The 23420-nt window shown below is 60.8% G+C and carries 23 protein-coding genes; 6 read left to right on the top strand and 17 right to left on the bottom strand.

The annotated features are described in order from the left end of the window. The first annotated feature begins 71 nt into the window (after nucleotides 1-71). The gene (locus HGSM_RS12115) at nucleotides 72-320 is read left to right on the top strand and encodes a WhiB family transcriptional regulator (RefSeq protein WP_019149032.1); all 249 of its coding nucleotides are present in this window, start codon (nucleotides 72-74) and stop codon (nucleotides 318-320) included. Nucleotides 321-611: 291 nt separating this feature from the next. Here HGSM_RS12115 and HGSM_RS12110 read toward each other — a convergent pair whose 3' ends face one another. From HGSM_RS12110 to HGSM_RS13910, 8 genes are all read right to left on the bottom strand, one after another. Further along, the gene (locus HGSM_RS12110; RefSeq protein WP_019149031.1) at nucleotides 612-977 is read right to left on the bottom strand and encodes a FluC/FEX family fluoride channel; all 366 of its coding nucleotides are present in this window, start codon (nucleotides 975-977) and stop codon (nucleotides 612-614) included. Then, nucleotides 974-1591 carry a fluoride efflux transporter FluC gene (locus HGSM_RS13915; RefSeq protein WP_019149030.1) on the bottom strand — a complete coding sequence of 206 codons (618 nt, stop codon included), beginning with the start codon at nucleotides 1589-1591 and terminating at the stop codon, nucleotides 974-976. Before HGSM_RS13915 ends, HGSM_RS12110 begins: the two co-directional genes overlap by 4 nt. Next, nucleotides 1588-2640, bottom strand: a complete 1053-nt coding sequence (locus tag HGSM_RS12100; protein WP_019149029.1) for a LacI family DNA-binding transcriptional regulator — start codon at nucleotides 2638-2640, stop codon at nucleotides 1588-1590. Before HGSM_RS12100 ends, HGSM_RS13915 begins: the two co-directional genes overlap by 4 nt. Nucleotides 2641-2682: 42 nt before the next feature. Next, on the bottom strand, nucleotides 2683-4134 hold the full coding sequence (locus HGSM_RS12095; RefSeq protein WP_019149028.1) for a GH1 family beta-glucosidase: 1452 nt from the start codon (nucleotides 4132-4134) through the stop codon (nucleotides 2683-2685). Further along, entirely contained in the window at nucleotides 4131-5051 is a 921-nt protein-coding gene (locus HGSM_RS12090) for a carbohydrate ABC transporter permease (RefSeq protein ID WP_019149027.1), read from the bottom strand. Before HGSM_RS12090 ends, HGSM_RS12095 begins: the two co-directional genes overlap by 4 nt. Continuing rightward, a complete protein-coding gene (locus HGSM_RS12085) occupies nucleotides 5051-6064 on the bottom strand; it encodes a carbohydrate ABC transporter permease (protein ID WP_019149026.1) in 1014 nt (337 codons plus the stop codon). Before HGSM_RS12085 ends, HGSM_RS12090 begins: the two co-directional genes overlap by 1 nt. Nucleotides 6065-6212: 148 nt before the next feature. Next, a complete protein-coding gene (locus HGSM_RS12080; protein WP_019149025.1) occupies nucleotides 6213-7544 on the bottom strand; it encodes an ABC transporter substrate-binding protein in 1332 nt (443 codons plus the stop codon). A 644-nt stretch (nucleotides 7545-8188) separates the two neighbouring features. Next, nucleotides 8189-8704, bottom strand: a complete 516-nt coding sequence (locus HGSM_RS13910; protein WP_195891385.1) for a DUF2505 domain-containing protein — start codon at nucleotides 8702-8704, stop codon at nucleotides 8189-8191. Between the two features lie 325 nt (nucleotides 8705-9029). On the opposite strand from HGSM_RS13910, the gene HGSM_RS12070 reads away from it, so the two are divergent. Then, nucleotides 9030-10487, top strand: coding sequence for a sensor histidine kinase (locus HGSM_RS12070; protein ID WP_019149023.1), 1458 nt, complete (start codon nucleotides 9030-9032; stop codon nucleotides 10485-10487). Nucleotides 10488-10631: 144 nt separating this feature from the next. On the opposite strand, the gene HGSM_RS12065 is transcribed toward HGSM_RS12070, so the two are convergent. Continuing rightward, on the bottom strand, nucleotides 10632-11378 hold the full coding sequence (locus HGSM_RS12065) for a chlorite dismutase family protein (protein ID WP_019149022.1): 747 nt from the start codon (nucleotides 11376-11378) through the stop codon (nucleotides 10632-10634). Between the two features lie 84 nt (nucleotides 11379-11462). After that, nucleotides 11463-12224, bottom strand: coding sequence for an isoprenyl transferase (locus tag HGSM_RS12060; RefSeq protein ID WP_019149021.1), 762 nt, complete (start codon nucleotides 12222-12224; stop codon nucleotides 11463-11465). A gap of 244 nt (nucleotides 12225-12468) precedes the next feature. On the opposite strand from HGSM_RS12060, the gene trhA reads away from it, so the two are divergent. Continuing rightward, nucleotides 12469-13278 (top strand): PAQR family membrane homeostasis protein TrhA, encoded by an 810-nt coding sequence (gene trhA, locus HGSM_RS12055; protein WP_019149020.1) that lies wholly within the window; start codon nucleotides 12469-12471, stop codon nucleotides 13276-13278. A 25-nt stretch (nucleotides 13279-13303) separates the two neighbouring features. On the opposite strand, the gene HGSM_RS12050 is transcribed toward trhA, so the two are convergent. The 5 genes from HGSM_RS12050 to mca form a co-directional block, all read right to left on the bottom strand. Continuing rightward, nucleotides 13304-14089 (bottom strand): carbon-nitrogen hydrolase family protein, encoded by a 786-nt coding sequence (locus HGSM_RS12050; RefSeq protein WP_019149019.1) that lies wholly within the window; start codon nucleotides 14087-14089, stop codon nucleotides 13304-13306. Nucleotides 14090-14700: 611 nt separating this feature from the next. Next, on the bottom strand, nucleotides 14701-15960 hold the full coding sequence (locus tag HGSM_RS14505) for a S1 family peptidase (RefSeq protein WP_154646343.1): 1260 nt from the start codon (nucleotides 15958-15960) through the stop codon (nucleotides 14701-14703). Between the two features lie 17 nt (nucleotides 15961-15977). Then, nucleotides 15978-16343 (bottom strand): hypothetical protein, encoded by a 366-nt coding sequence (locus tag HGSM_RS14500; protein WP_154646342.1) that lies wholly within the window; start codon nucleotides 16341-16343, stop codon nucleotides 15978-15980. Between the two features lie 658 nt (nucleotides 16344-17001). Further along, a complete protein-coding gene (locus HGSM_RS13905) occupies nucleotides 17002-17397 on the bottom strand; it encodes a hypothetical protein (protein WP_019149018.1) in 396 nt (131 codons plus the stop codon). Further along, the gene (gene mca, locus HGSM_RS12040) at nucleotides 17397-18284 is read right to left on the bottom strand and encodes a mycothiol conjugate amidase Mca (RefSeq protein ID WP_040595149.1); all 888 of its coding nucleotides are present in this window, start codon (nucleotides 18282-18284) and stop codon (nucleotides 17397-17399) included. Before mca ends, HGSM_RS13905 begins: the two co-directional genes overlap by 1 nt. Nucleotides 18285-18410: 126 nt before the next feature. Between mca and HGSM_RS13900 the strand changes: the two genes are divergently transcribed. Continuing rightward, the gene (locus HGSM_RS13900) at nucleotides 18411-18854 is read left to right on the top strand and encodes a DUF4307 domain-containing protein (RefSeq protein ID WP_019149016.1); all 444 of its coding nucleotides are present in this window, start codon (nucleotides 18411-18413) and stop codon (nucleotides 18852-18854) included. A gap of 342 nt (nucleotides 18855-19196) precedes the next feature. Next, a complete protein-coding gene (gene greA / locus HGSM_RS12030; RefSeq protein WP_019149015.1) occupies nucleotides 19197-19679 on the top strand; it encodes a transcription elongation factor GreA in 483 nt (160 codons plus the stop codon). 92 nt (nucleotides 19680-19771) lie between these two features. Here the strand turns inward: greA and ilvA are convergent, their stop codons facing one another. Both ilvA and HGSM_RS12020 read right to left on the bottom strand, forming a co-directional pair. Continuing rightward, nucleotides 19772-20995 carry a threonine ammonia-lyase gene (ilvA, locus tag HGSM_RS12025; protein ID WP_019149014.1) on the bottom strand — a complete coding sequence of 408 codons (1224 nt, stop codon included), beginning with the start codon at nucleotides 20993-20995 and terminating at the stop codon, nucleotides 19772-19774. A 43-nt stretch (nucleotides 20996-21038) separates the two neighbouring features. Further along, the gene (locus HGSM_RS12020; RefSeq protein ID WP_081581479.1) at nucleotides 21039-22511 is read right to left on the bottom strand and encodes an AI-2E family transporter; all 1473 of its coding nucleotides are present in this window, start codon (nucleotides 22509-22511) and stop codon (nucleotides 21039-21041) included. A gap of 177 nt (nucleotides 22512-22688) precedes the next feature. Here HGSM_RS12020 and msrA point away from each other — a divergent pair, with 177 nt between their 5' ends. Next, complete coding sequence (msrA, locus tag HGSM_RS12015; RefSeq protein WP_019149012.1) at nucleotides 22689-23345, top strand: peptide-methionine (S)-S-oxide reductase MsrA; 657 nt, start codon at nucleotides 22689-22691, stop codon at nucleotides 23343-23345. Nucleotides 23346-23420: the final 75 nt, after the last annotated feature.

Below are 23420 nucleotides of genomic sequence, written 5' to 3'. Positions count from 1 at the left end.
TTCCCGTATTTATTTCAGGTCACTCCCTCCCCATCAACGGTTGAGTGACCTTACTGTGCCTAGGAGTTGCAATGGATTGGCGTCACCGCGCCGAGTGCCTTGAAGAAGACCCAGAACTTTTCTTCCCAATTGGCAACACCGGACCAGCACTCCTTCAAATCGAAGAAGCGAAGGCAGTATGCCGTCGCTGCGACGTAGTAGACACCTGCCTGAAGTGGGCCATCGAGTCCGGTCAGGATGCAGGCGTCTGGGGTGGACTGTCCGAGGACGAGCGTCGCGCGCTTAAGCGTCGCACTGCACGCGCTCGCCGCGCGCACTGAAAGCTTTAACAGTACGGCTAAGGGCCGGCTGCCCAACCTGAGGGTTGGGCAGCCGGCCCTTTTGCATGGTGGTTTGGGCTGGTGGCCCTTCGCATGGTGAGTTGGGCTGGTGGCCCTTCGCATGGTGGGTTGGGCAACCGGCCTTCTTGTTACCTGGGCTTCGATCACCCCTCCCATCGAGAGTATTCCTGAGCCCACTCTCGACGTCGAGAGTGGGCTCAGGAATACTCTCGATGGAGAAGGTGGGGGTCATTGCGGAGGTAGGGGTCGGTCAGTTCGGGTTGTGTCGTGTCAGGTCAACAGAAGCAGGAACGGAAGCAGTCCCAGCAGACCGTTAATCGCCACGTGTGCGGAGGCCCGGCGATACCTGCCGTCAAGGATCATGGAACTGATCTCCAGAGCGAACGAGGAGAAGGTGGACAGGCCGCCGCACAGCCCGGCGACGAGAACAGCTGAGCTCCAGCCAGGTTCGATCCCAATATCCAGGAGGATCGCCAAAACCACGCAAGCCAGCAGGTTTGCGCAGGTGGTGCCCCAGCCGTCCTGTGGACGTTCGTGGTTGGCTCGCACGGCGCGCTCGGCCTGGCCAAACAGCCATCGCACAAGAGCACCAAAGCCGCCGCCAGCAAACACCGTCAAGAGAAGTGTGACCGTCATCGGTTCTCACCGTCCCCGTGAGCTCCGCGCCGCGTGACCCGACGCTGCGCCAGCTGGCCGCCGCCCCAGGCCGCTACAACGCACAGCGCCGTAGTGGTGAGGAAATAGAGGACGCCCCAACCGGGTGCCTCTGCCCTGCTGAGCCCGGACACGAGCGCCATGCAAGAGGAAAATGACGTAAACCCACCTAGGAATCCAGGGACGAGCGCAGCATGCCACGCTGCACGGTTGGGTCGGGCGAGCAGGATGACCGTGACCCAACCAATCGCGAGGCAGCCAACCAAGTTAATGAGGAACAGCGAGACTAGGTCCATGCCGGCGGAGGCACCCATGATTGCCTCGAGCGAGGACAGGGTTGACCGATCTGCAACGAGTTCGGCGCAGTCAGAGGCTTGCGCAGGATCTGGACATCCGCCAGTGGCGGCTACGGCGCCTGCAGCGGAGCCGGTGCTGGTCGCGGCCCCGGCCACCCCGCTTCCCGCAGTGCCAACGCGCCACCCCGACAACACGTTCTGCACTGCGTACCGCAGGACAGCTCCCGCGCCACCACCAACCCACACGAGTACACCCAGACCCGCAAGGGGTGCCTTGATGCCGTGCGCGGTTGGACTCAACTTGAGGCTCGTTCGACGAGCACCGTTGGCAAGATAATCGCGTTGGGCCGAGTTTCCACGCCTTCAGTAGCGAGCCCGCTGAACCGCTCCGCTTCGGAAAGGTATCCCAACCTGAACAGGAGTTCCGCGGTGGCCCATCGAGTCATCTCAGCTACCGGGTTGATCACCGTGGTTAGCGGAGGGACAGTTGTTTCGGCCACCCCGAGGTCGTCGTAGCCGACAACTGAAACGTCCTCGGGAACTCGCTTCCCGTTTTGTTCGAGCACACGCAGCGCGCCCAAGGCCATGAGGTCGGATCCCGCAAAGACTGCATCGATGTCAGGGGCCTCGGAGAGGATCTGTTCCATGGCTTGCGCACCCATGGAGGTGGTGAAGTCGGCTTCGTGACACGGGCCGGGTGTGAGGCCTGCGGCTTGTACAGCCTGGAGCCAGCCGTCCCGGCGGTCCTGGCCGGCGGCCATATCGGACGGCCCGGAGATGTGCGCAATCTTGGTGCGCCCTCTCGCGATGAGATGTTCCGTTGCTACACGCCCGCCGGCAACGTTGTCCACGTCAACCATGTGGAGTGCACCATCCGTGCTGGAGGGCCTACCAACGAACACGGCAGGGAGCCGGGACTTCAGGATGATCTCTTCAAGCTGGTCTTTGTAGTGGTGGGACACCACAATCGCGCCGTCAATGTGCCCGTTGGTGAGGTACCGCTCGATGCGCCCGAGCGAGTCCTCCGGCTGGGCAATTATCAAAACAAGCTGGATGTCAGTGTCCTTGAGCGCCGCGTTAAGGCCACGAATGACGGACCCGAAAAATGGGTCGGACAACACCCTGACGTCAGGTTCCGGGAAGATGAGTCCAATTGACTCTGTCCTACGGGTGACCAGGGAACGGGCTGCCCGGTTGGGGGTGTATCCCAACCGGGCGATAGCCTGTTCAACCGCCGCTTGTGCTTGCGGTGAGACTCGTGAACCACCGTTGATTGCACGTGATGCCGTGGAGCGTGACACGCCCGCCTCGGCGGCAACCTCTTCCAAAGTTGGCATCGGGTTGTTCATCTCGTCTACTTCCTTGGGGGCAGGACCGGACGCAGAGTTTCTCTAGCGTGCCGGGACAACGTTCGTCTTGGCGATCTGGGAGTACCACTCGCCGCTCGCCTTAACGATACGTTCCTGGGTTTCATAGTTAACTCGGACAATACCGAATCGCTTGTGGTAACCCCAACCCCACTCATAGTTATCGAGCAGCGACCACGCGAAGTACCCGTACAGTGGCACACCCTGATCGATGGCATCCTTCATCGCGCGCAGGTGCGAGTCGTAGAAGTCGAGCCGGTTCTGGTCGTCAACGTAGCCGTTTTCGTCCGGGACGTCGTCGAACGCGCATCCGTTCTCGGTGATGTAGAGCTTGACGCCCTTCTGACCGGTGTAGTCGGCGTGTAGGCGGGTGAGGAGCCTAGTCAAGCCCTCCGGCTGGATCTCCCAGTTCTGGTCAGTGACGGGCAAACCACGTGGGTGCGAGTACACGCCATCGGCGGCCGGGTATGGCGACCGAGTGACGCGGTCTACCGGGGCATCTCCAACGAACTCGCCAGCTGGTGGGGTCTTCGAGTTGGCCTCACCGTGGTAGTAGTTGACGCCTAGGGTGTCGATCGGGGTCGAGATGGTGGCCATGTCACCGTCGTGGATCAGGGCCTCGAACGCCTCACGCTCCCCTACCTCACCCAAGTCCTCGAGCAGGTCTACTGGGTAGGCTCCCTTGAAGATCGGGTCTGCGAACACCCGGTTGAACTGCGCGTCAATGCGGCGTGCCGCGTCCACGTCGTCTGGGTTGCTTGGGTCTACTGGGTCCGCCACGGTGAAGTTGAGGGTAATCCCCAGTTCTGCGTCAGGTGCTGCCGAACGCAGTTCCTGGATGGCGAGGCCGTGTCCGAGGAGCAGGTGGTGAGCAGCGGCTAGGCCGTCTGGAACGGAGGTGCGTCCGGGGGCGTGCACGCCGGCGGTGTAGCTGAGGAACGAGGAGCACCATGGCTCGTTCAGGGTGGTCCACACGTTCACGCGGTCACCCAGCGCCTCATGCATGGTGGTAGCGAACTCAGAGAACAGGTACGCGGTGTCGCGGTTGGCCCAGCCGCCCTTTTCCTCGAGTGCCTGCGGCAGGTCCCAGTGGTAGAGCGTCAGCCACGGCAGAATGTTCTTCTCCAGGAGGGAGTCAACTAGGCGGGAGTAGTAGTCCAACCCCTTCTGGTTGATTCCGGCCTTGCCGCTCACTCCGTCCGGACGCACTCGAGCCCAAGAGGTGGAGAACCTGTAGGCCTGAATGCCGAGGTCCTGCATGAGCGCGGCGTCGGAGTTGTAGAGGTGGTACTGGTCGCAGGCGACATCACCGTTGTGCCCGTCAAGGACGGCTCCCGGGATCCGCGAGAACGTGTCCCAGATAGAGTCCTTACGTCCATCCTCGTGTGCGGCGCCCTCCACCTGGTAAGCGGCAGTGGCAGCACCCCAGAGGAATCCTTCTGGGAATGCAACATTCTGGTTTAGTGGGGTCGTCATCCCTTAACAGCTCCTTGCATGATGCCGGCCACGAGTTGGCGTCCGGCGAGGAAGAACAATACGAGCAGTGGCGCGGTAGAGATTGCGACACCAGCCATGATCAAAGAGTAGTCCGTGTGGTATCCGGACTGGAGGAGTTTGGTAACCATCGGAAGGGTGGGGTTCTGGGCGCTCAGAATGATGAAAGGCCAGAAGTAGTTGACCCACGATCCGATGAAGGTAAACAGTGCGAGCATCGCAGCCGCCGGACGCGCTGCAGGAATAGCCACGTTCCAGAACGTGCGGATCATCGAGGCGCCATCGACGCGGGCCGCCTCAATCAGTTCATACGGCAGCGCATTCTCGAGGTATTGGGTCATCCAGAAGACACCAAAGGCGGTAACCATGCCCGGGATGATGACTGCAGCAATCGTGTTGTTCAGGTTTAGCTTGGTCATCACGATGAACAGTGGAACCACCGCGAGCTGCGTTGGCACGGCCATCGTGGCGATGACAAACACAAGAAGCGGTCCACGACCCCTAAAGCGGAGTTTGGCAAACGAGTAGCCGGCAAGCGTGGAGAACACGACCACAGAGACTGACTGGAGAACCGCGATGATCAGCGAGTTCATGAAGGCCTTACCAATGGGGTACGGGCCGTTCAGGACGGTCTGGACATTGTTCCAGAAGTTTCCCTGGGGCAGGAGGCCTGGGATGACGGTCTGGGAGATTGTCACCTGGTCGGAGGATGCCAGCAGGATGACGTAGTACAGGGGGAATGCGGAGATCGCGATGACGATCCCGAGCAGCAGGTAGGTTACCCAGCCCGGCCGGCGGTTTGCCCCGGCTGCCTTCTCGGCGCGCCGCGCCGCCCACTTGGCCGCGCCCTTGCCGGAAGTCTGCGCGATAACAGGGAGGGACGAGATTGGAGTCGCCATCAGAGCTTCACCTTCTTTGCCTTCTTCGAGGTCTTGGGCGTCTTTGTTCCGGCGGTCGAGATCCGGGATGTAATCAAGAAGTTCACGATTCCGATCGCGATGATCACGAGGAACAGCAACCAGGCCACTGCAGCAGCACGTCCAAAGTTGAGCTGGTTACCCCAACCGAGGTCCTGGATGTACATGGTCAACGTCATCCACTGCTTGTCGCCACCACCGCGGCCCTGTGCGTCGAAAGCTCGTGCCTCGTCAAAGATCTGCAGGCCACCGATGGTCGAGGTGATGACCACGAACATGATGGTTGCGCGCAGTTGAGGGATCGTGATGGAGAAGAACTGCCTGATGCGTCCCGCTCCATCGATGATTGCCGCCTCATACAGCTCGCCAGGAATCGCCTGCATTGCCGCAAGGAAGATCAGCGTGTTGTAGCCAGTCCAGCGGAAGTTCACCATTGTGGCGATAGCAAAGTGGGACGCAAAGGCGTCCGAGTGCCAGCGCACCGGGTCTAGCCCGATCCCGTCCAGCAGCGCGTTCACGAGCCCGAACTGGTCACCAAAGATGCGCGAGAAGATCAGGCCAACAGCGATTGGCGCTACGACGTACGGAAGCAGCACGCCCATGCGCCAAAACGTCTTGGCGCGTATGTTCGCGTTGAGGATAGCGGCAATGATGATCGCTGCGATCACCTGCGGTACAGAGGACAGCAGGAAGATCGAGAAGGTGTTACGCAGGGCCTTCCAGAAGGTGGCCTGGTCAAGGACCGCGGTGAAGTTGTCTAGGCCGACGAATGCGCCCTTGCCGCCGAGGGTGTGCCACTCGTGCACGGAGATGTATCCCGTGTATAGGAGCGGGAAGAGCCCCGTGATTGCGAACAGGATGAAGAACGGGGAGATGTAGAGGTAGGGCGAGAGCTTCACGTCCCACTTGCCAAGTTTCTGGCTAAACGCGATGCGTGTGGGGCGGCGATCTAGCTCCGGCTGGAGTGCCTGGTTTGGGGGCGACTGCACTGTCATGAGAATCCCTCTGGGTTTCTGGCTGCGAGGTGGTGTGGGCTTAGGCGTTCACGGCAGCGCCGGGTAGCAGTTGTGCTGAGCTACCCGGCGCCGGTGAGTGCGGTGAGCCCGCAGGCGCGGCTCTCACTGCACGTTGGGTTGCCCTAGATCACATGAGGCCCAAGTCGTTGAACTCAGAGATTGCCTTGTCCCATGAGGTCTTCGCGTCGTCGGTCTTCTCTACGTCCACGCGCTTAAGAGCGTTGGTGATCGCGTTGTTGATCTTGAAGTAGTTAGGACCCTTGAATGGAAGGTTCGCAGCGTCAACTGCTGCTGCTCGGTTTGCAAAGATCTCGCCTACTGGAGCGTTGCTGAAGAACTCGTTGGTGGAGGCCTTGAGGTCTTCGGAGGCGAGTGCTTCGATCTGGCTTGGGAAGGTTCCCGCGTTGTTGAACGCCTTGACCTGCTGCTCAGGTGCGGTCAGCCACGCTGCGAGTTCCTTGGCTGCTTCCACGTTCTTGCCGGTGTTTGGCACGGTCAGGAACGATCCGCCCCAGTTTCCACCGCCGCCTGGGAAGACGTCAGCTACATCCCAGCCAGTGACTCCACCGGAGTTGGATTCGATTGGTCCGGTCATCCACGCTGGGCAGAGCATGGTGGCGAAGCCGTTGTTCTGGAATGCTGCGGCCCAGTCGTCAGACCACTGGTCGAAGTTTCCGGAGAGTTCCGCGGATACTTCCACGATCTTGTCGTATGCAGCCTTGATCTCAGTGTTCGTGGCGAGGTCCTTGGCGGAGCCGTCAGCGCGGTTCTCGTAAGGCTCTGCGATCTGACCTACAACGCCCTGCCAGATAGCTCCCGCGGAGTCAAACCATGCGGAGTCCGAGTTGGCAACGAACTGCTTGCCCACTTCGTAGTACTTGTCCCACGTTGCGTCCGCGCCGCCGAGGAGCTCGGCAACTTCCTTGCGGTCGCTTGGCAGGCCGGCTTCCTTGAAGAGGTCGGCGCGGTAGCAGATGGCTTCTGGGCCGATGTCGGTTCCGTAACCGATGAGCTTGCCGTCTGAGGTCTTGCCCTGGGCTTCCTTCCAGTCGAGCCAGCGGCCCGCAACCTTGTCCGAGGCAAGGTCCGCGAACTTGTCCTTGACGATCTCAAGTTCTGGCATCCAGTCGATCTCGATTGCCTCGATGTCCGCGAGGCCTTCGCCGCCTGCCGCCATCTTGGTGGTCAGGTTGAGGCGGGCGTCATCGGAGAGTGCTGCCACATTCTGCTTGACCGTGATGTTTGGGTGCAGTGCGGTGTACTCAGCGAGCAGTTCGTCGGTGTAGCCAAAGTTGTTGAACGTGGCGACCGTGAGGGTGATCTTCTCGTCTGGGTTGGTGGTTCCGCTGCCCTCATTTGGGGTGTCACCTGAGCTGGAGCAGGCACCGAGTGCGAGTGCGATGACGGATGCGCCTGCGAGCGCTGCCGCCCCTCTCCGCGTGCGAGTGGAACGAATCATTACGGGGACTCCTTTGTCAACGAGTACGGCTTGTGCCGCTGTGTGATGGAACCGCAAGCCATTCGGGGGGATGGCTTTTGGCATTCATGAGGGCGCCCATGCAACCTCGATGGAAGCGCTCCCATGTGTTATAAGCATCATGCTGGGAGCGCTTCCACAAAGTCAAGTGCTCATTTCCGCAACTCGGTGAATGTAACGACCTAAACGGCTATAACTGCTGTTCACAGCATTGGGAGCGTTCTCACGTATACCCAATCGTTACGCCCTCGTGACCTTTCATGATTCACGACGATCATGCGCACCCACCAGCGCATGTCCCACACCGAGGACCAAGACTCCGGCGGGCATACCCGCCCGCGCCCCACCATGCAAGTGCTGCTTTTAGGGGTCGAGTGCCGTCGCGCGGAGCCGGCACTCGACCCCTGGACACGGCACTCGCCGCACACCCCGCGCAAAGAAAGCCCCGAACGCGGCCCCACACCCACCAGCAGTGGCTTTCGAGCCCGGCGCAACCACAATCGTCGAGAATCTGTGGAAACCACGCTCACTTCCAACGGCACTCGCCACATACCCGCAGCCACAAACAGCGAAGCGGCCGCCCCACCAGAGGTGGGACGGCCGCTTCGCAACCAAGACTAAGACGATTATCCGCGGCTGGCGATCCATTCATCGGCGAAGCTCGCCTCTTTGGCCAGGACGTCCGTGATGACGCCGGCGATGGCCTTTTCGATCATGTTACCGAACAGCGGGATCGACGCGTTGACCTCGCCTGAGTAGGCAAGCTGCGAACCGGCTGGCGCAGTCTCCAGGATGACCGTTCCGGAGATCCGCACGGGCGCTCCCGAGATGTCGAGGGCGAAGGTGCCCACGCGCTTGCCGTCTCCATCGCGCTCGGACAGTTCTGCCTCGGCCCACGCCACGGTCTGGCGGATCTCGATCTCTGAACCCACGAAGGTGCGGAAGTTAGCGGGGACAACATCGGACTTCATGGACCCGCGGGTAACCACCGTGACTGCGCCCTCGTCCGTGGTGACCACGTCGTTGGAGAGCAGGGTGATGCCGGCACGTTCGCTCTTGTACTCCACGTAGGCGGGGTCGCACATCGTGTCAAAGACTGTCTTGGCATCGTGGCTGACGAGCATCGTCTCGGTGATCTTCATCAGTACCCTTTCGGCTGCGTGGAAGGAGGAATGGAAAGCGGGGCGGAAAGTGGAAGCAAAGCGGCGCGGAAAGCGGATTGAACTGCGGAGCACATCGTGGTCAAAGCCGAAGCGCCAATCGGCACAGAACTCAGATTCCCACACCCCGCACCTGCGAACTTGTCTACCTCCAAGACTACTCGGGCCGGGCACCTTTGAGCAGCGCGCTCGCACTCGAATGCCGGGGCTCGTCTCCGATTCACACACTTTCACCCCGGTCGAACGCCACATCGCCGGGCCGCTGTAGGACCTCCGCCCAACTGGAGGGTTCGCGTAGTCTTAACGTGTGTCGACCCTCAGTGATCTTGTAGAACGGTATGCCTACCTTGAGCCAGCCCAAGTGGAGTGGCTGCACCTGCTTGTTGGTGACTGGCAGTTCATCTCCGACCTTGCGTTTGCGGACCTCGTCCTGTGGCTTCCCACGGAGGACGGCAACTTTGTCTCCCTAGCGCACTGCCGCCCTTCAACCGGCGCCACGGTGCACTACGAGGACATCGTGGGCACCTTCGCTCCCGACTCCGTGCGTCCACAGCTGGAAAAGGCTCTTGTGGACGAGGAAGTTCAGCGCGCCCGTGAGCCACGTTGGTTCGGCACATACGCCGTGCGCGAGGAGGCCGTCCCAGTTCGCTGCAACGGCCACACCATCGCGGTGGTCGCACGCCAAACCAACCTCGGCTCAGGCCGCACCCCGTCTCGCCTCGAAATCAACTACGTCGAGGCAGCCGACGACCTGATGAACATGATCGCCACGGGCGAGTTCCCCTCCCCCAACGCCGCCACCGGCTCGCGCCGGGGCGCTCCGCGTGTAGGAGACGGCCTGCTTCGCCTCAACGCAGAGGGCGAGGTCCTCTACGCCTCCCCCAACGCCCTATCTTGCTTCCACCGACTCGGCGTCCTCGGCCCGCTCATCGGCCAGTCCCTTGTGGAGGTCACGGCCGAACTCATCGAGCACAAGGTCCCCGTGGATGAGTCGATGCCTCTGGTCATGATGGGCCGCGCCCCGTGGCGCACCGACATCGAGTCCAAGGGCGTGTGCCTGTCCGTGCGCGCGGTTCCCCTCCTTGAAAACCACGAGCGCATCGGCGCCGTGCTGATGTGCCGCGACGCGTCCGAACTGCGCCGCCGCGAGCGCGAGCTCATCACCAAGGATGCGACGATCCGCGAGATCCACCACCGCGTCAAGAACAACCTGCAAACGGTGGCCGCGCTCCTGCGCCTCCAGGCCCGCCGCATGACGGTTCCCGAGGCTCGCGAGGCCCTCGAGGAGGCCATGCGTCGCGTGTCCACGATCGCCCTCGTCCACGATTCCCTCTCCCAGAACCTGGATGAGGAGGTCGAGTTCGACGAGATGGTCGGGCGCGCACTGCGCCTCGCCGCGGATGTGGCCGCGGCCGGAATCTCAGTGCGCACGATCCAGCGCGGTTCGTTTGGCCTCATCCCGGCCAAGGAGGCCACTCCCCTCGCTCTCGTTCTGACCGAGCTGGTCACGAACGCCGTGGAGCACGGCCTGTCCGCCACGGGCGGTGGCACCGTGGAGATCCGTGCGGAACGCACGGGCAAGCACCTCAAAGCGACCGTCTCGGACAACGGTGCTGGCTTCGACGAGGGCCGCGGCCCTGGCTCGGGCCTCGGCTCCACGATCGTCCGCACGCTCATCACGAACGAACTCCAGGGCACGATCGACTGGTCCAACAATGAGACCGGCGGCACGCAGGTCGTGATCGAACTGGACATGCACGGATAGTTGTTATTTTCGACGATTGCGGCTGGCATCCGGCACGCGCTGGTGCCCAGCCACAATCGTCGAGAATCAAAAAACGCCCTGGTGGCGGCCCCTAACGGGGCCGCCAGCAGGGCGTTTGTGGTCTATCGGACGTAACCCAGGGTTCTAGGCGTCGTAGTCGGACAGTGGCTGTCGTGCTGCCCACGAGTTGAGGTCCGTGCGCGGGCCGGCAAACACCGGAGTGTCCTCGCGGACGTGGTGTCCGGCGGCGGTTGAGCGCAGAGCACGCGAGGCGTCCACGAGCTGGTGTAGTTCTGGGGCCTCAACGGCGCGCAGCCATTCAAAGTCACCCAACGCGAAGGCCGCCACGGTGCTGGTGCGCACGCCCGCGTGCTGGGCCAGGGACTGGGCCTGCTCAGCCAGTAAGCGCGAGCGCTCCTCGGCTTGCAGTTGATACCAGTCCTGTGAATATCCGAGTGGGCTGACGCTCAGGTAGGCGCCGGGCTCGCCCGACTCGAGGAATGCCGGTTGGGTAGTGCCGCCTGCTTCTGCGTCGGTGTCTGAGTCGGTGTCTGCGCCCGTGTCTGCGCGGTACACACCCACGTTTGACCAGATCGGGTCGAGACACCGGCCCAGTTCGGACTGGCGTAGACGCTGGTAGGCGCCCTGGACAGCCTCTACGGTGGTGGCGTGCCACCACACCATAAGGTCAGCGTCCGAACGCATGCCCGACAGGTCGTACCAGCCGCGCACAGTCAGCCCTGCCGGCGAGCCTCCAGCGGCCCCGTTCACTGCGCGCAGCGCCTCACGGACCATGTCCTTGCGCTCAAGGGCGTCCTCGGGCAGCGTGTTGGCCGTTTGGAACACGGACCACATGGCGTAGTGGGTCGTGGCTGACTCTTTGGAAGACATGGGGCTCCTGCGCGGATGGTGTGCTGACGAACGGGCGGGTGAACCGGAGTGGTTTGCTGGGATGCGCGGCGCGCACCATCCAGCCTATTTGCCCTCCCGGCGTTCGCGCGAGGCGAAGGCGCGCATAGCACGCAGGTAGTCCACACGGCGGAAGTCGGGCCAGTAGGCCTCGCAGAAGTAGAACTCGGACTTGGCGGACTGCCAGAGCAGGAACCCGCCGAGTCGCTGCTCGCCGGAGGTACGGATGACAAGCTCGGGGTCGGGCTGGCCCTTGGTGTAGAGGTGGTCGTTGATCCCTTCGACTGAGATCTTCTCGATGATCTGCTCTAGTTCAAGCCCTTGGCCCTTGTACTCGTTGAGCATCGAACGCACGGCATCAGCGATCTCGTGGCGGCCACCATAGCCAATCGCGACGTTGACCTCGAGCCCTTCCACGTTGGCAGTGGAGTTCTGGTAGGCCACGAGGCTCTGTGCGAGCGCCTCAGGTAGAAGGTCAAGCTTGCCCACGACCCTCAGGCGCCATCGCTGGGTCTCCGCGAGCTGCCGCACCGCGTTTTCGATGATCCCGAAGAGGGCATCCAGTTCGGCGGATTCCCGGCGCAGGTTATCCGTAGACAACATCCACAGGGTGACAACCTCAACTCCGAGTTCCTCACTCCAGCCGAGGAAGTCCGAGATCTTGTCTGCGCCGCGCTGGTGACCTGTTGCAGCGGTTTCGCCAAAGGACTTTGCCCACCGCCGGTTGCCGTCAAGGATCACACCCACGTGACGCGGCATCGACTGACGCGGTAGGCGACGAGCGATTCGATCCTCGTAGATGCCATACAGGAAGGGGGGTGTGAACACGAGCGGTGCCTTTCAGGCGTTGGGGGAACAAGTTCACGTTACTTGACGAACCACCCGAGAAAGGTGATCTCCGCGCGATTGATCGGCGAGGTGACGTAAATCTTCACAGATTCCCGTACCTACGCTACCGTAAGTTACGGTAGCGTAGGTTATGCTGGCTCAGGCCGGCACGCCCACCGCCCTTCAGAGCCCTGACATACTTAGAGATGCAAAGGCGACTACGCCAAACCTATGTGGAGATAACGTGGCTAAAATCGAGACCACCTCACCCAAAGACCCCCATGACATGGAGGACTCGGGCGACGCCGAATCATCCCTCGTAGACCGAGCAACTTCTGCGGCTGAAAAAGCCGGTGCGGCTGCGTCGAAGGCAGCTTCCAAGGCCGCCGCCAAGGCAGCCGAGGGCGTCTCTGGTGCGCTCGATGCCATCAAGCCCAAGCTGCGCGGATGGATCCACGCGGGCACGTTCCCGCTGGCCCTGGCCGCAGGCATCGTGCTCATCGTGCTCGCGCCGCCGATCGCACCCAAGGTCGCATCCATCGTATTTGCGATCTCGTCCTGGCTCCTGTTCGGCACCTCCGCCGTGTACCACCTGGGAAACTGGCGCCCCGGGGTCAAGGCTGGCCTGCGCCGCTGGGATCACTCGAACATCTTCCTGATCATCGCGGGCACCTACACCCCGCTCGCGGTCATGCTGCTGACCAAGTCCACGGCGACCCTGCTGCTCGTGATCGTGTGGTCCGGCGCCCTTCTGGGCCTTGCTGCTCGTATGATTTGGCTCACCGCCCCACGCTGGCTTTACGTGCCCGTGTACATCGCGCTCGGTTGGGTTGCAGTGTGGTTCCTGCCGGAGTTCTGGCGTAACGGCAGCCCGGCAATCGTCTGGCTCGTGGCAGCTGGCGGCCTCGCGTACACGCTCGGCGCCGTGGTTTACGCACTCAAGCGCCCCAACCCGAGCCCCAAGTACTTTGGCTTCCACGAAATCTTCCACACGTTCACGGTCATCGGCTTTACCTGCCACTTCGTGGCAGTCATGATGGCGGTCTTGGGCTGACCAGCCGCCCCGCGTAGTCGTGTAGTTACTGGCCCGGCGCCTCGATCCCCATCCTGCGGTTACGCAGTGAGGGGTTGCGGTTCCGGGTCAGTTCTATGTCCACCTGCTCGATGTCCACCACAGCCAGCCCGGGTTCGGCGCCCAGTTCCGCTCGAATGGTTCCGTCTGCGCCCACCACCAGTGAATGGCCGATGACCCCCCGTCCTGCCATCGACGCACCGACCATCACGCACGTGTTCTCGATTGCCCTGGCGGCAATCAAGGTCCGCCAATGGGCAAGTTTGTTGGGCCCGGCCACCCACGCTGCCGGATTCACGACGATCGACGCGCCTTCCAGCACCCTCTTACGTGTGATCTCTGGGAACCTCAGATCGTAGCAGGTCTGGAGGCCTATCGTGAACTGGTCGCACTCAAACGTGCCGCGCTGTTCGATTGCACCCGCGTCAAAGGTGTCGGATTCCCTAGTGCCGAATGCGTCGAACAGGTGGATCTTGTCATACTGGGCCACGAGCTCGCCCCGGTCCAGCGCCACGAGAGTGTTCGTGAGCTTTTCGCCGTGTTCGCGGACCACCCCGGCCACGATGCACAGGCTGTGTTGTTCGCTGAGTTCTGCGAGACGTTGCTCAAACGAGCCGCCTGCTGGCTGAGCCAGGTCGCGGTCCACGCCGCGCGGATCGAATCCCGAGGAATACTCGGGCAGAACAAGTAGCCGAGCGCCGGAGGTCGCTGCGCTTGCAGCGGCGGCCGAGGCAAGCGCGCGGGCACGGGCAAGGTCCCGGGTGACCTCGAGCTGGGCTACTGCAATGCGCATGCTCACATGGTGTCACGCCCTGAAGAGAAACGGCGGTGAGAACACACTCCGCCACCTCGAAACTCGAGCTAAACGAATGCCCATCAACACACGTGTCGGCGCTTATCACGGCGCTAGCCATCTACGCACTAGAAGAGTTGGGCGGCCGGGACTGAGCTGATTTGACCTGGGTTTAGTTCTGACATCGTTGTCCGTTACTGAGTAAGTCCTGGCACGGGTCCCGCGTTAGCGTAGTACGCTGCTTCGACTTCTGCCCGGGTACGCATATCGAGTTCAGCGTGCAAGCGTTCGTTGTTCCACCACCACACGTACTTGAGCGTGGCGAGCTCAACCTGTTCGACTGTTTCCCGGGCCCTTGCTGGCGGATAAGTTCCGCTTTGTAGAGCGCATTCACGGCTTCTGCCAAAGCGTTGCCGTAACTGTTTCCAACGGTCCTGGTCGAGGGGATCGCGCCGAGTTCCATGACCCTGCTGGTGTAGAGCATGAAACAACCCCTGCATCTGCTGAAACAGGGGTTGTTTCATTGTTGTGGCTGACAAGAATACACCACGCTATTCGGCGTTTACACAGTCCTGAAGTGTGGAGGCAAGAAAGGTGCCCCTAGTCGACATCTACTTGTAGAGCGTGACTCCGAGTGTACTAATCTTGGCTATCGGCGTGAAAGCAGCCCAGGCGCCCACATCGGCGATTAGGCCGCCGCTGTGAATGCCATAGGCATAAGCGCCGCCGAACCAAGGTCCCCCACTATCCCCACGTCTGTTAGCAAGGTTTGTACCGGATGCACGGACAAAGACAGCACTACATCCCAAGCCGTTGCAGGCTTCCGACCAAGTAGGCGCAAAACTCACGCTCGTCACGTATCCACAGGAATAACCCGACACCTTTCCACGGTGACACAGCCCTTGCCCAACGTACGTAGTTTGCGTCCCGAGTTGAGTAGTGGCCGATGTTGCGCTCGATCCAAAGAATTGCTTGAAGGAAGCAGCAACGGTTGGGGTATGCCACTGAATGTCAGCAGCTTTACCGTAGTTCTGACTCTTGAATGTGGAACTCTGCGTTAGCGAGCCGGTAGGGGTCGTGGAGAACTTTTGCGTGTTTCCACAGTGCCCCGCCGTCAGGAAACCACGTACACTGCCAGAAACCACCGTGAACCCACTTGTGCAACTGCTTAGAGCTACCCCACCACGGCTGGCGTTCTCCGCTGACCCTTCATGTTCCTCAAAAACTACTCCGATCGGGCTGTGGATTACACCTCTGCTTGCTACGTCTGGTTTTGGGCCCAAGACTTCACTGGCAATACCTACAAGTGAACTTCTAGTTGAGTTATCCGCTTCGGAGTTCGTGACAAACACTAAACTCTCGGTTGTCCCAGAGACTTCGACACCGTCTACACCTTTGATGTTTTCAAGTACGATTCGTTCGGATATCTCGTTGGTGGCCTCCACAAGTTCCTCCTGGGAATAGGTTGCGCCATATTCCACATGGAGCGGCACTGGAAGCGAAGAACTGAGTTCTGAGAGCCTTTCTATCTCATTATCACCGGTGAGCCGCACATGAATTGCTAGGGCCTCCTCAGGGAGGACATAAACAGCTGAAAGCCTTGAACCAGAAATGGTACGGATTTCTTCGATCGATCCAGCGATTTCATTTTCTAGCTCAAGACGTGATTCCATATCCTCTTCGCTGAGGCTACTAGTCTTCGTGAACTCTTCAGCGTCAAGAGACAGTGCTTCTTGATGTGACATCACCGGGGTCGTGTCTGTCGTATCGGCGAGTTCTTGTGCGGAGGAGGGCAGAGTAATTGATAATAGCAGCGCCGTTAGTGCAGTTCCGAGCGCACCACTCCGTAGTACGTGTATGCTTCTAGCCATCTTTCGACTACTTCCTTTCAAAAATTTAGAGCCGGTATCGTTGAGTTACTGGACAAATCAATAATGGTGCGGTCACCCAATGCTTTGTCCAGTGTGATATCGAGAGAATCCTGACAAGTAGGCCCTGGATTTTGTACTGTTGCTGTGACTGTGATTTTGACTTCAAGTTCCGATTCAGAAACTTTTGCAACAGGTTCACCATCGCACGAATCGACAATGAGGGTAAGACCATCAGCCGCGACTTCGGCAGTAACTATCGACACAATTTCTAGTCGTGGTCCGTGCTCTCGTCCGTCCGAATCAGTCTTCGAACAAGCACCCGCCATGAGGAGGAGTGGAAGCATGCAGAATAAGGCCACACCCGCTCGGATCTTCCTCTTCATTGTTCCTCCTCGTTGAGAACGCTCGATGTAAGAAGACTGGTTTGTACATCCTATCCGACTGTGCGCCATTTTGTATAGAACGAGATGAGGTGAAGCATTTACCTTCTTAAAGTATTTCTCGTCATTTCCAGCACAGTCTATTGACAACGACTCCGACCAAAGCAGAAAGACTACGATGCACACACTCCAGCCTTGCCCTTGACGACGCGCAGCTCACCCGTCGCCTCGTCCTTGCCATCGTGAATACTTCCGGGGTCCAGGTCCCGTCCGGGTTTGCGAACACCTGCTCGTACTCGGTACGCAGTGAAAGGTCTTCAACCCGCCTGTCACTCGAGATCGCTGACAACCGCGCCGAAAGCCCATCCTCAGCCGTTAGCTCCTCAGCACTTGACTCGCTAGGGTTACTTGCTTGATCGGGTGCTGTTGCTGTGGAGTCTGGCTCGCTCGTGTCGAGTTCTGCTGTATCGGGGTGCCGCTTGCGCAGGCATCGTCACGAACAAAGTCCCAGCAAGAGCAGCCGTCACAGCGGAGACAATTGCACGGGTCACACTGGCGAAAAAGCGTGCTTATTGAGTGGGCACCGTCCAACAAAAACGCGGATCCCGCGGCGAACACTGTCGCCGCGGGATCCGCGTGAGGTGGAACGTGGGCGCCGATATTAGTCGTTGCTACCGGAGTCCGAGGTGTCGGCGCCGCTGCCTGCCGAGGGCGCCTCGTCGCTCGAGGACGGGGTGTCCACAATCGGGGTGAGACCTGGCTCAACGTTGCGCTTAGGGCCGGGGCCGTCGAACGTGCCGGTCACGCGGTTGGTTGCGTGCCCCTTGTGCGAGACCTTGCGGAGCTTGCCCGACATGGACAGGAACAGCAACACCGCTGCCGCTGCAACGAGGAAGGTCACCACAAAGCCGATGAGGCCCGGAGAGATGTCGGTAGGGTCAAGGCCTGGACGCAGCTCGTCGGGGGACGGCGTGGTGGTCGAGGTCGTCTCGGTGCTCACGGGCTCGGTGGTCTCTACAACCAGGACCGAGTTAACGATGGCGGCGTTGAAGCTCATCAGTGTCCTTCAGTTTCCGCAGGGATACCTGCAAATAGGTCCGTCTCGGGGAGCGCGGTCGAAACCCGCGAGACAGCAAGTTCATACTCTTCAAACGGCCACACCCTTGCTTCAAGTTCCCGTGGAACAGCAAAGAAGAAACCATCCGGGTCGATCTGAGTGGCGTGGGCGCGTAGCGCCCCGTCACGGGCGGGAAAGTACTCGGAGCATTCAATCCGAGTAGTCACTTCTCGGTCAACAACGCCGCGTTCCGCCCGCGCGGTAACCCACTCACCATACGGCGACTCGTACCCTGCCTCCAACATGGATTCGTGCAGCGCAGTGATGCGTGCCGTAGAGAAGTCGTGGTTGTAGTACAGCTTGGAGACTTCCCATGGCTGCCCTGTTCCCTCGTACGCGTCCGGGTCGCCGGCTTGATCGAAGGCTTCCTTGGCCACCACGTGGCAGCGAATGTGGTCGGGGTGCGGGTACCCGCCCGATGGATCGTAGGTGGTCATGACGTGTGGACGGAACTCACGGACGAGCTTGACCAGTTCGCGCGCGGAGACCTCCAAGGGAACAAGCGCGAAGGATCCTTCCGGCAGGGGTGGTAGCGGATCGCCCTCAGGGAGACCCGAGTCCACGAAGCCAAGCCAGTGGTGTTTTACGCCCAAGGCCTCGGCAGCGTGACGCATCTCTACCTCACGAACAGCCCTCATGGGTTCAAGTTCTGGGATTTCACGACCATAATTGGGGTTAAGGACGCTACCTCGTTCGCCGCCCGTGCAACTTACAACGAGAACCTCGTAACCTTGCGCCGCGTAGCGCGCGGTCGTGGCCGCACCCTTACTCGATTCGTCATCGGGATGCGCATGAACGGCCATGAGCCGCATCGGCGTAGTAGTCATGAGGCCTCCGGGAACTCGCTGGTTACTGTGCTCGTTGAAAGTGCAACTGATTGACACAATAATCGAATTCACAGTTCTGCGAGCCCCGTTCGGGCTTACAGATTGGTCACCTTCAGAAAGGCTCTCGTGAACAACGAGTACTACGACGAGTACGAGCTGGATGAAGACGCGCCTGTTCTGGCTTCGTCCACCCCATCTGGGCCTTCAGGTTCGCTCACGCCGCGTGGCCGCAAGTTCGCGATCGCCCTTGGTGTGGCAGTCATCCTGATTGCAGTTGGGGTCATGGCGTACATCGCCTTCGCTATCCCTACGATCCGCGGCAAGGATGTGGGGTTCAACATCAAGAGTTCCGAGGTCATCGAGATCACCTTTGACGTGGCAAAGCCGGAGGACTGGACTGTGAAGTGCACGGTGAATGCCCTCAACGAAAACTACGCGCAGGTTGGCACCAAGGACGTGGTCATTGGCCCTGCCGACACCTACGAGCAGAGGTTCAGCACGGACATCCGCACGACTGAACTTGCGGTCACCGCGATCATCGATTCGTGCGTTCCAATCAACATGCCATAGGCCACCGAGAGCCTCGCAGCGCCCGGTCCCCTTTTTACTAGGGGTCCGGGCGTTTTTTACTGTTGATTGTTATACTGGTTGTTTCAGCACGGAAAAGAGCGCGGCCAAAAGCCAAGTAGTGTCCACGCGCGTCGACTTCTCCGCCCGCTTCGGAATCGATCCGGAACGCCATATTGGCCCCGGTAGGTTCGGTCCGCCACTCGTGGACATTCCACCGAAGCCCGGAAGTCACGTACGGGGGCACCTTCTTTTATGGCGGTTGTTGGCCGCGCTTAATTGCGCCCACGATGCCCTAACACGGGGTATCGCGGTTACTTATCCAAACAAAGGAAGGAGCGACCTGTGACTCAGACTAACGTCACCTGGCTCACCCAGGAGGCCTACGACCGTCTCCAGGCCGAACTCGAAAACCTGAGCGGGCCCGCTCGCCAGGAAATCACCGAGCGCATCGCCGCCGCTCGCGATGAGGGCGACCTCAAGGAAAACGGCGGCTACCACGCCGCACGTGAAGAGCAGGCTAAGAACGAGGCCCGTATCCGTGAGCTCACGGAGAAGCTTCGTAACGTCCGCATCGGAACTCCCGCCGACGACGGCGTTGTCGAGGCCGGAATGATCGTAACCGTTGAGCTGTTCGGGGATGACATGGTCTTCCTGCTCGGCTCACGTGAGATCGCGGAGACCACTGACCTCGACGTATACTCGGAGCACTCGCCACTCGGTGCTGCCATCTATGGCAAGCGCGTGGGCGAAACCTCCAGCTACACCGCGCCAACAGGCAAGGTCATCGAGGTAACCATTAAGGATGCCAAGCCTTACGCCGGCTGACATACCCCACAGCATCGAGCGTGGCGGCCCCAACACTAGTTGGAGCCGCCACGCTCTTTCTGTATGTGCACGCAGTCTGTTCCGCGAGGAGCTCAGGAGAGTTTGTAGCCCTTGGACCTCATGAACTCGAGCACCTCGGTGCAGTGGTCTGGCCCCTTGGTCTCGACCTGCATTGTCACCTCGACCTCGTCGATGGCGAGGTCCACTCCCGTGCGTACGTGGCCCACGTGCATGATGTTCGCGTTCTGTGACGCTAGGTCGAAGAGCATCTGGGCGAGCGCGCCCGGGTGATCGTCTAAGCGCACCTTCACCACGAGGAATCGACCCGCGGAGACCAGACCGTGTCGCACAACCCGCAGCAGGACGTTCGGGTCGATGTTCCCGCCCGATAGCAGCGCGACCACAGGGCCTTCGAACTCCCCCGGGTACGCCATAAGCGCTGCGATTCCAGTGACCCCCGCGGGCTCGACCACAAGCTTTGCGCGCTCGGCCATGTACAGCAGCGCCTTGGAGATGTCTTCCTCGCTGACGTTCACAATCCGGGTGTTGCCGCGGTCGATGATCTCAAATGGCAGGTCGCCGGGTGTGCTGACCGCGATCCCGTCCGCCATTGTGGACTGTGCGGGGTGTGTGACTGGATGTCCCGCAATGAGCGACTCCGTGTAGGCTGCCGCTCTGCTCGCTTGGACGCCCACAACCTTGACCTCGGGCGCCAGCTGCGCAAAGGCAGCCACGAGCCCTGCCACGAGTCCTCCGCCGCCTACGGGTGCCATTACGGTCTTGACGAGCGGCACCTGCTCCAGGATCTCCAATGCAAGTGTGCCCTGACCGGCGATGACGTCCGCGTGGTCAAACGGGTGGATGAAGATGGCCCCAGTTCGCTCTGCCTCAGCCTTGGCCGCAGCAAGTGCCTCCTCCACATTGGCGCCCACGAGCCGGACCTCGGCGCCGTAGTCTCGGGTAGCCGCGACCTTGGGTAGAGCCGCGCTGACCGGCATATACACCACTGCGCTGATTCCGAGCGCCGCCGCCGCAACTGCCACTCCCTGAGCATGGTTGCCTGCGGACGCCGCGATGACTCCGCGAGCCTTCTCCTCGGCCGACAACCGGTTCATTCGGACGTACGCGCCACGGACCTTGAACGAGCCCGAACGCTGCAGGTTCTCACACTTCAAGAATGTGGGAACCCCCGTGTATTTCTCGAGGGCATGGGACGATTCGATCGGGGTTACTCGGGCAATCGTCGATAATTCCTGTGCAGCCTGCCGGATCGAGTCCAGAGAAACAGGCCATTCGGCCTGTGGTGCGGTGCTCATGGGTGGGCGTCATCCTGTTCGGTTTCGCCCATTCTTGGGCTGGTTAGGAGCCGTCAGCGGGCGGTTTGGGCGCGTGATCGTCACTGACTTCCGACGATGTGTCTGGGGTGGTTGGTTCGGCTTCCGAACCCTCTCCCCTATTTTGGAACCTCGAGAGGAACTTTTCCAACGGCGCCGCGCCCTTTTCTGCAGGGACTACCTCATCCCACGCGCCCTCCGAGACATATCGGGTGGCGGATGTGACCATGACGGCACGGCGGCCCTGCGGGCGGATATCGATGTGATCGTCAAACCCGAGTTCGGGGAACTTATCGTGGCCGTTGAGGTAGAGGATGACGGTGTTGAGAACTGCGACAAGTGGGACGGCAAACAGCGCCCCCACGATTCCAGCGAGAACCGTTCCTCCCGTTACCGCAAGAAGTACCGCTACGGGGTGCAGGGACACGGCCCGGCCCATGAGGAACGGCTGGAGAATGTGGCCTTCGATCTGCTGCACCAGAAGCACAATGCCGAGCATCACAAGCGCCAAGATCCAGCCCTTCACCACGAGGGCAACCAGAACCGCGATGGCTCCGGTGACAATCGCACCCACGAACGGGATGAACGAGCCGAGGAACACCAGAGCGGCCAGCGGGATGACCAACGGCAGTCCAATCGCCGCCGCACCGAGACCGATACCCACAGCATCGATGAACGCTACGAGAATCTGGGTGCGAACGTACGAGGAGAGCGTCACGAGTCCACGCCGTCCAGCTTGGTGTGAGCGCTCGCGTAGGTGGCGCGGAAGCAGACCAATGATCCACGTCCAGATCTGACGCCCGTCCTTGAGGAAGAAGATCGTGCAGAACACCGTGATCAGCAGACCAGCGACGACGTGACCAACCGTGGTGGTGACCGTCAGCGCACCATCCAGGATGGTGGACATGTACTGCTGGACGTTCTGGAGGAACTCGTTCCACACGGAGTCGATGTTGTGTAGGTCGAGGTTGAGTGGAGCGCCCTGAGCCCACGTCAGGAGCTCGTTGAAGCCCTTGATGGCTTGCTGTGAGAGTTGACCAATACCGCTAGAAACTTGGGTTCCGGCCGCGGTCATCAAGCCGGCAAGAAACGCGATGAGGAAGATAACTGACGTCACTGCGGAGAGGGCTCGTGGGAAGCGGAGTTTGGTACGCAGGAACCTGTCTACGGGCTGCAGGAGCACCGTGAACAGGAGCGCGATCGCCACAGGGATGGTCACAGTCTTGATGTATCCCAAGCCCCACAGGAGCAAGCCCGCCAGGAGCAGCACTACGATGATGCGCCAACCCCACGCGGCAGAGGCGACGAGGACGGGAGGGATGTAGGGTTCCTTCTTTTCCCGGGCGTGCGCGCTCACCGCGGCCTTCAGTGTGCTCGAGGTGACACGAACCGTGCTCGAGTCGTCCGGTGAGGCCTGTGAAGCTGCAGCCTTCCCCTGAGCGGCGCTGGAAGAACGTGGGCTGGACGATTCGCTCGGGTGCGAAGAGTTCTGTGACATGGTTCCCTTTCCGTCCATCCAAACGTCCTTCTGTCTCCGGCAGTTCCTGACTCTGAGGTTAACGCCGGCCCAAAGAGAGTGCCGAGCATGGGAACATCTGGAACGGAACTTTGGTTGACACTAACGTCAATCCTTGCACTTCTGGCGGCTTTGGCACGTCAGCCCAAAGGAGGAAAAATGTTCGACGGACTGTTTGGTTCATCCCTCAAAACAACTATGGTCACACCCCAGAGGGCACTTCCTGGCCGTTCCGAACGCGAATACGCGATACCCGAGCGCCACGCCGTGCTCGATGCCCCACTGCAGTGGGATGAGAACGACGGCATGCACACGCTGTATCTGGGTCTCGGTTGCTTCTGGGGCGCTGAGAAGGAGTTCTGGCGCATGGACGGCGTGGTGACCACCGCTGTTGGCTACCAGGGCGGATACACCCCGAACCCCTCCTATGAGGAGGTCTGCACGGGCCTGACAGGCCACACCGAGATTGTGAAGGTCACTTACGACCCCGCTCAGGTGTCCGACACCGACATCCTGCGTGCGTTCTGGGAGTCTCACGACCCCACCCAGGGTTTCAGGCAGGGCAACGACGTGGGCACCCAGTACCGCTCCGCCGTGTACTACACGTCACCTGAGCAAGAGTCCGCGGCCAAGTCCACCCTGGAGAGCTTCCAGAGCGCGCTCGAAGCCAGCGGCTACGGCCGGATCACCACGGAGATCAAGTCAGCCTCGGACGCCGGCGAGTTCTACTACGCAGAGCCGTACCACCAGCAGTACTTGTTCAAGAACCCGAACGGGTACTGCCCGGTTCACTCCACGGGCGTTGCCTGCAACTAGACCGGTAGATATGGGTGTGCCCTTGTCCTTGCTGCGCGCGAGGACGAGGGCACACCCATGTCTGGCTTAGGATCT

Origin of the sequence: Timonella senegalensis JC301 (genome assembly GCF_000312125.1) — a bacterium.
GTDB lineage: Bacteria > Actinomycetota > Actinomycetes > Actinomycetales > Cellulomonadaceae > Timonella > Timonella senegalensis.
The sequence above is the reverse complement of the archived record's forward strand: the minus strand, read 5'-3'. Positions and strand labels throughout refer to the sequence as shown.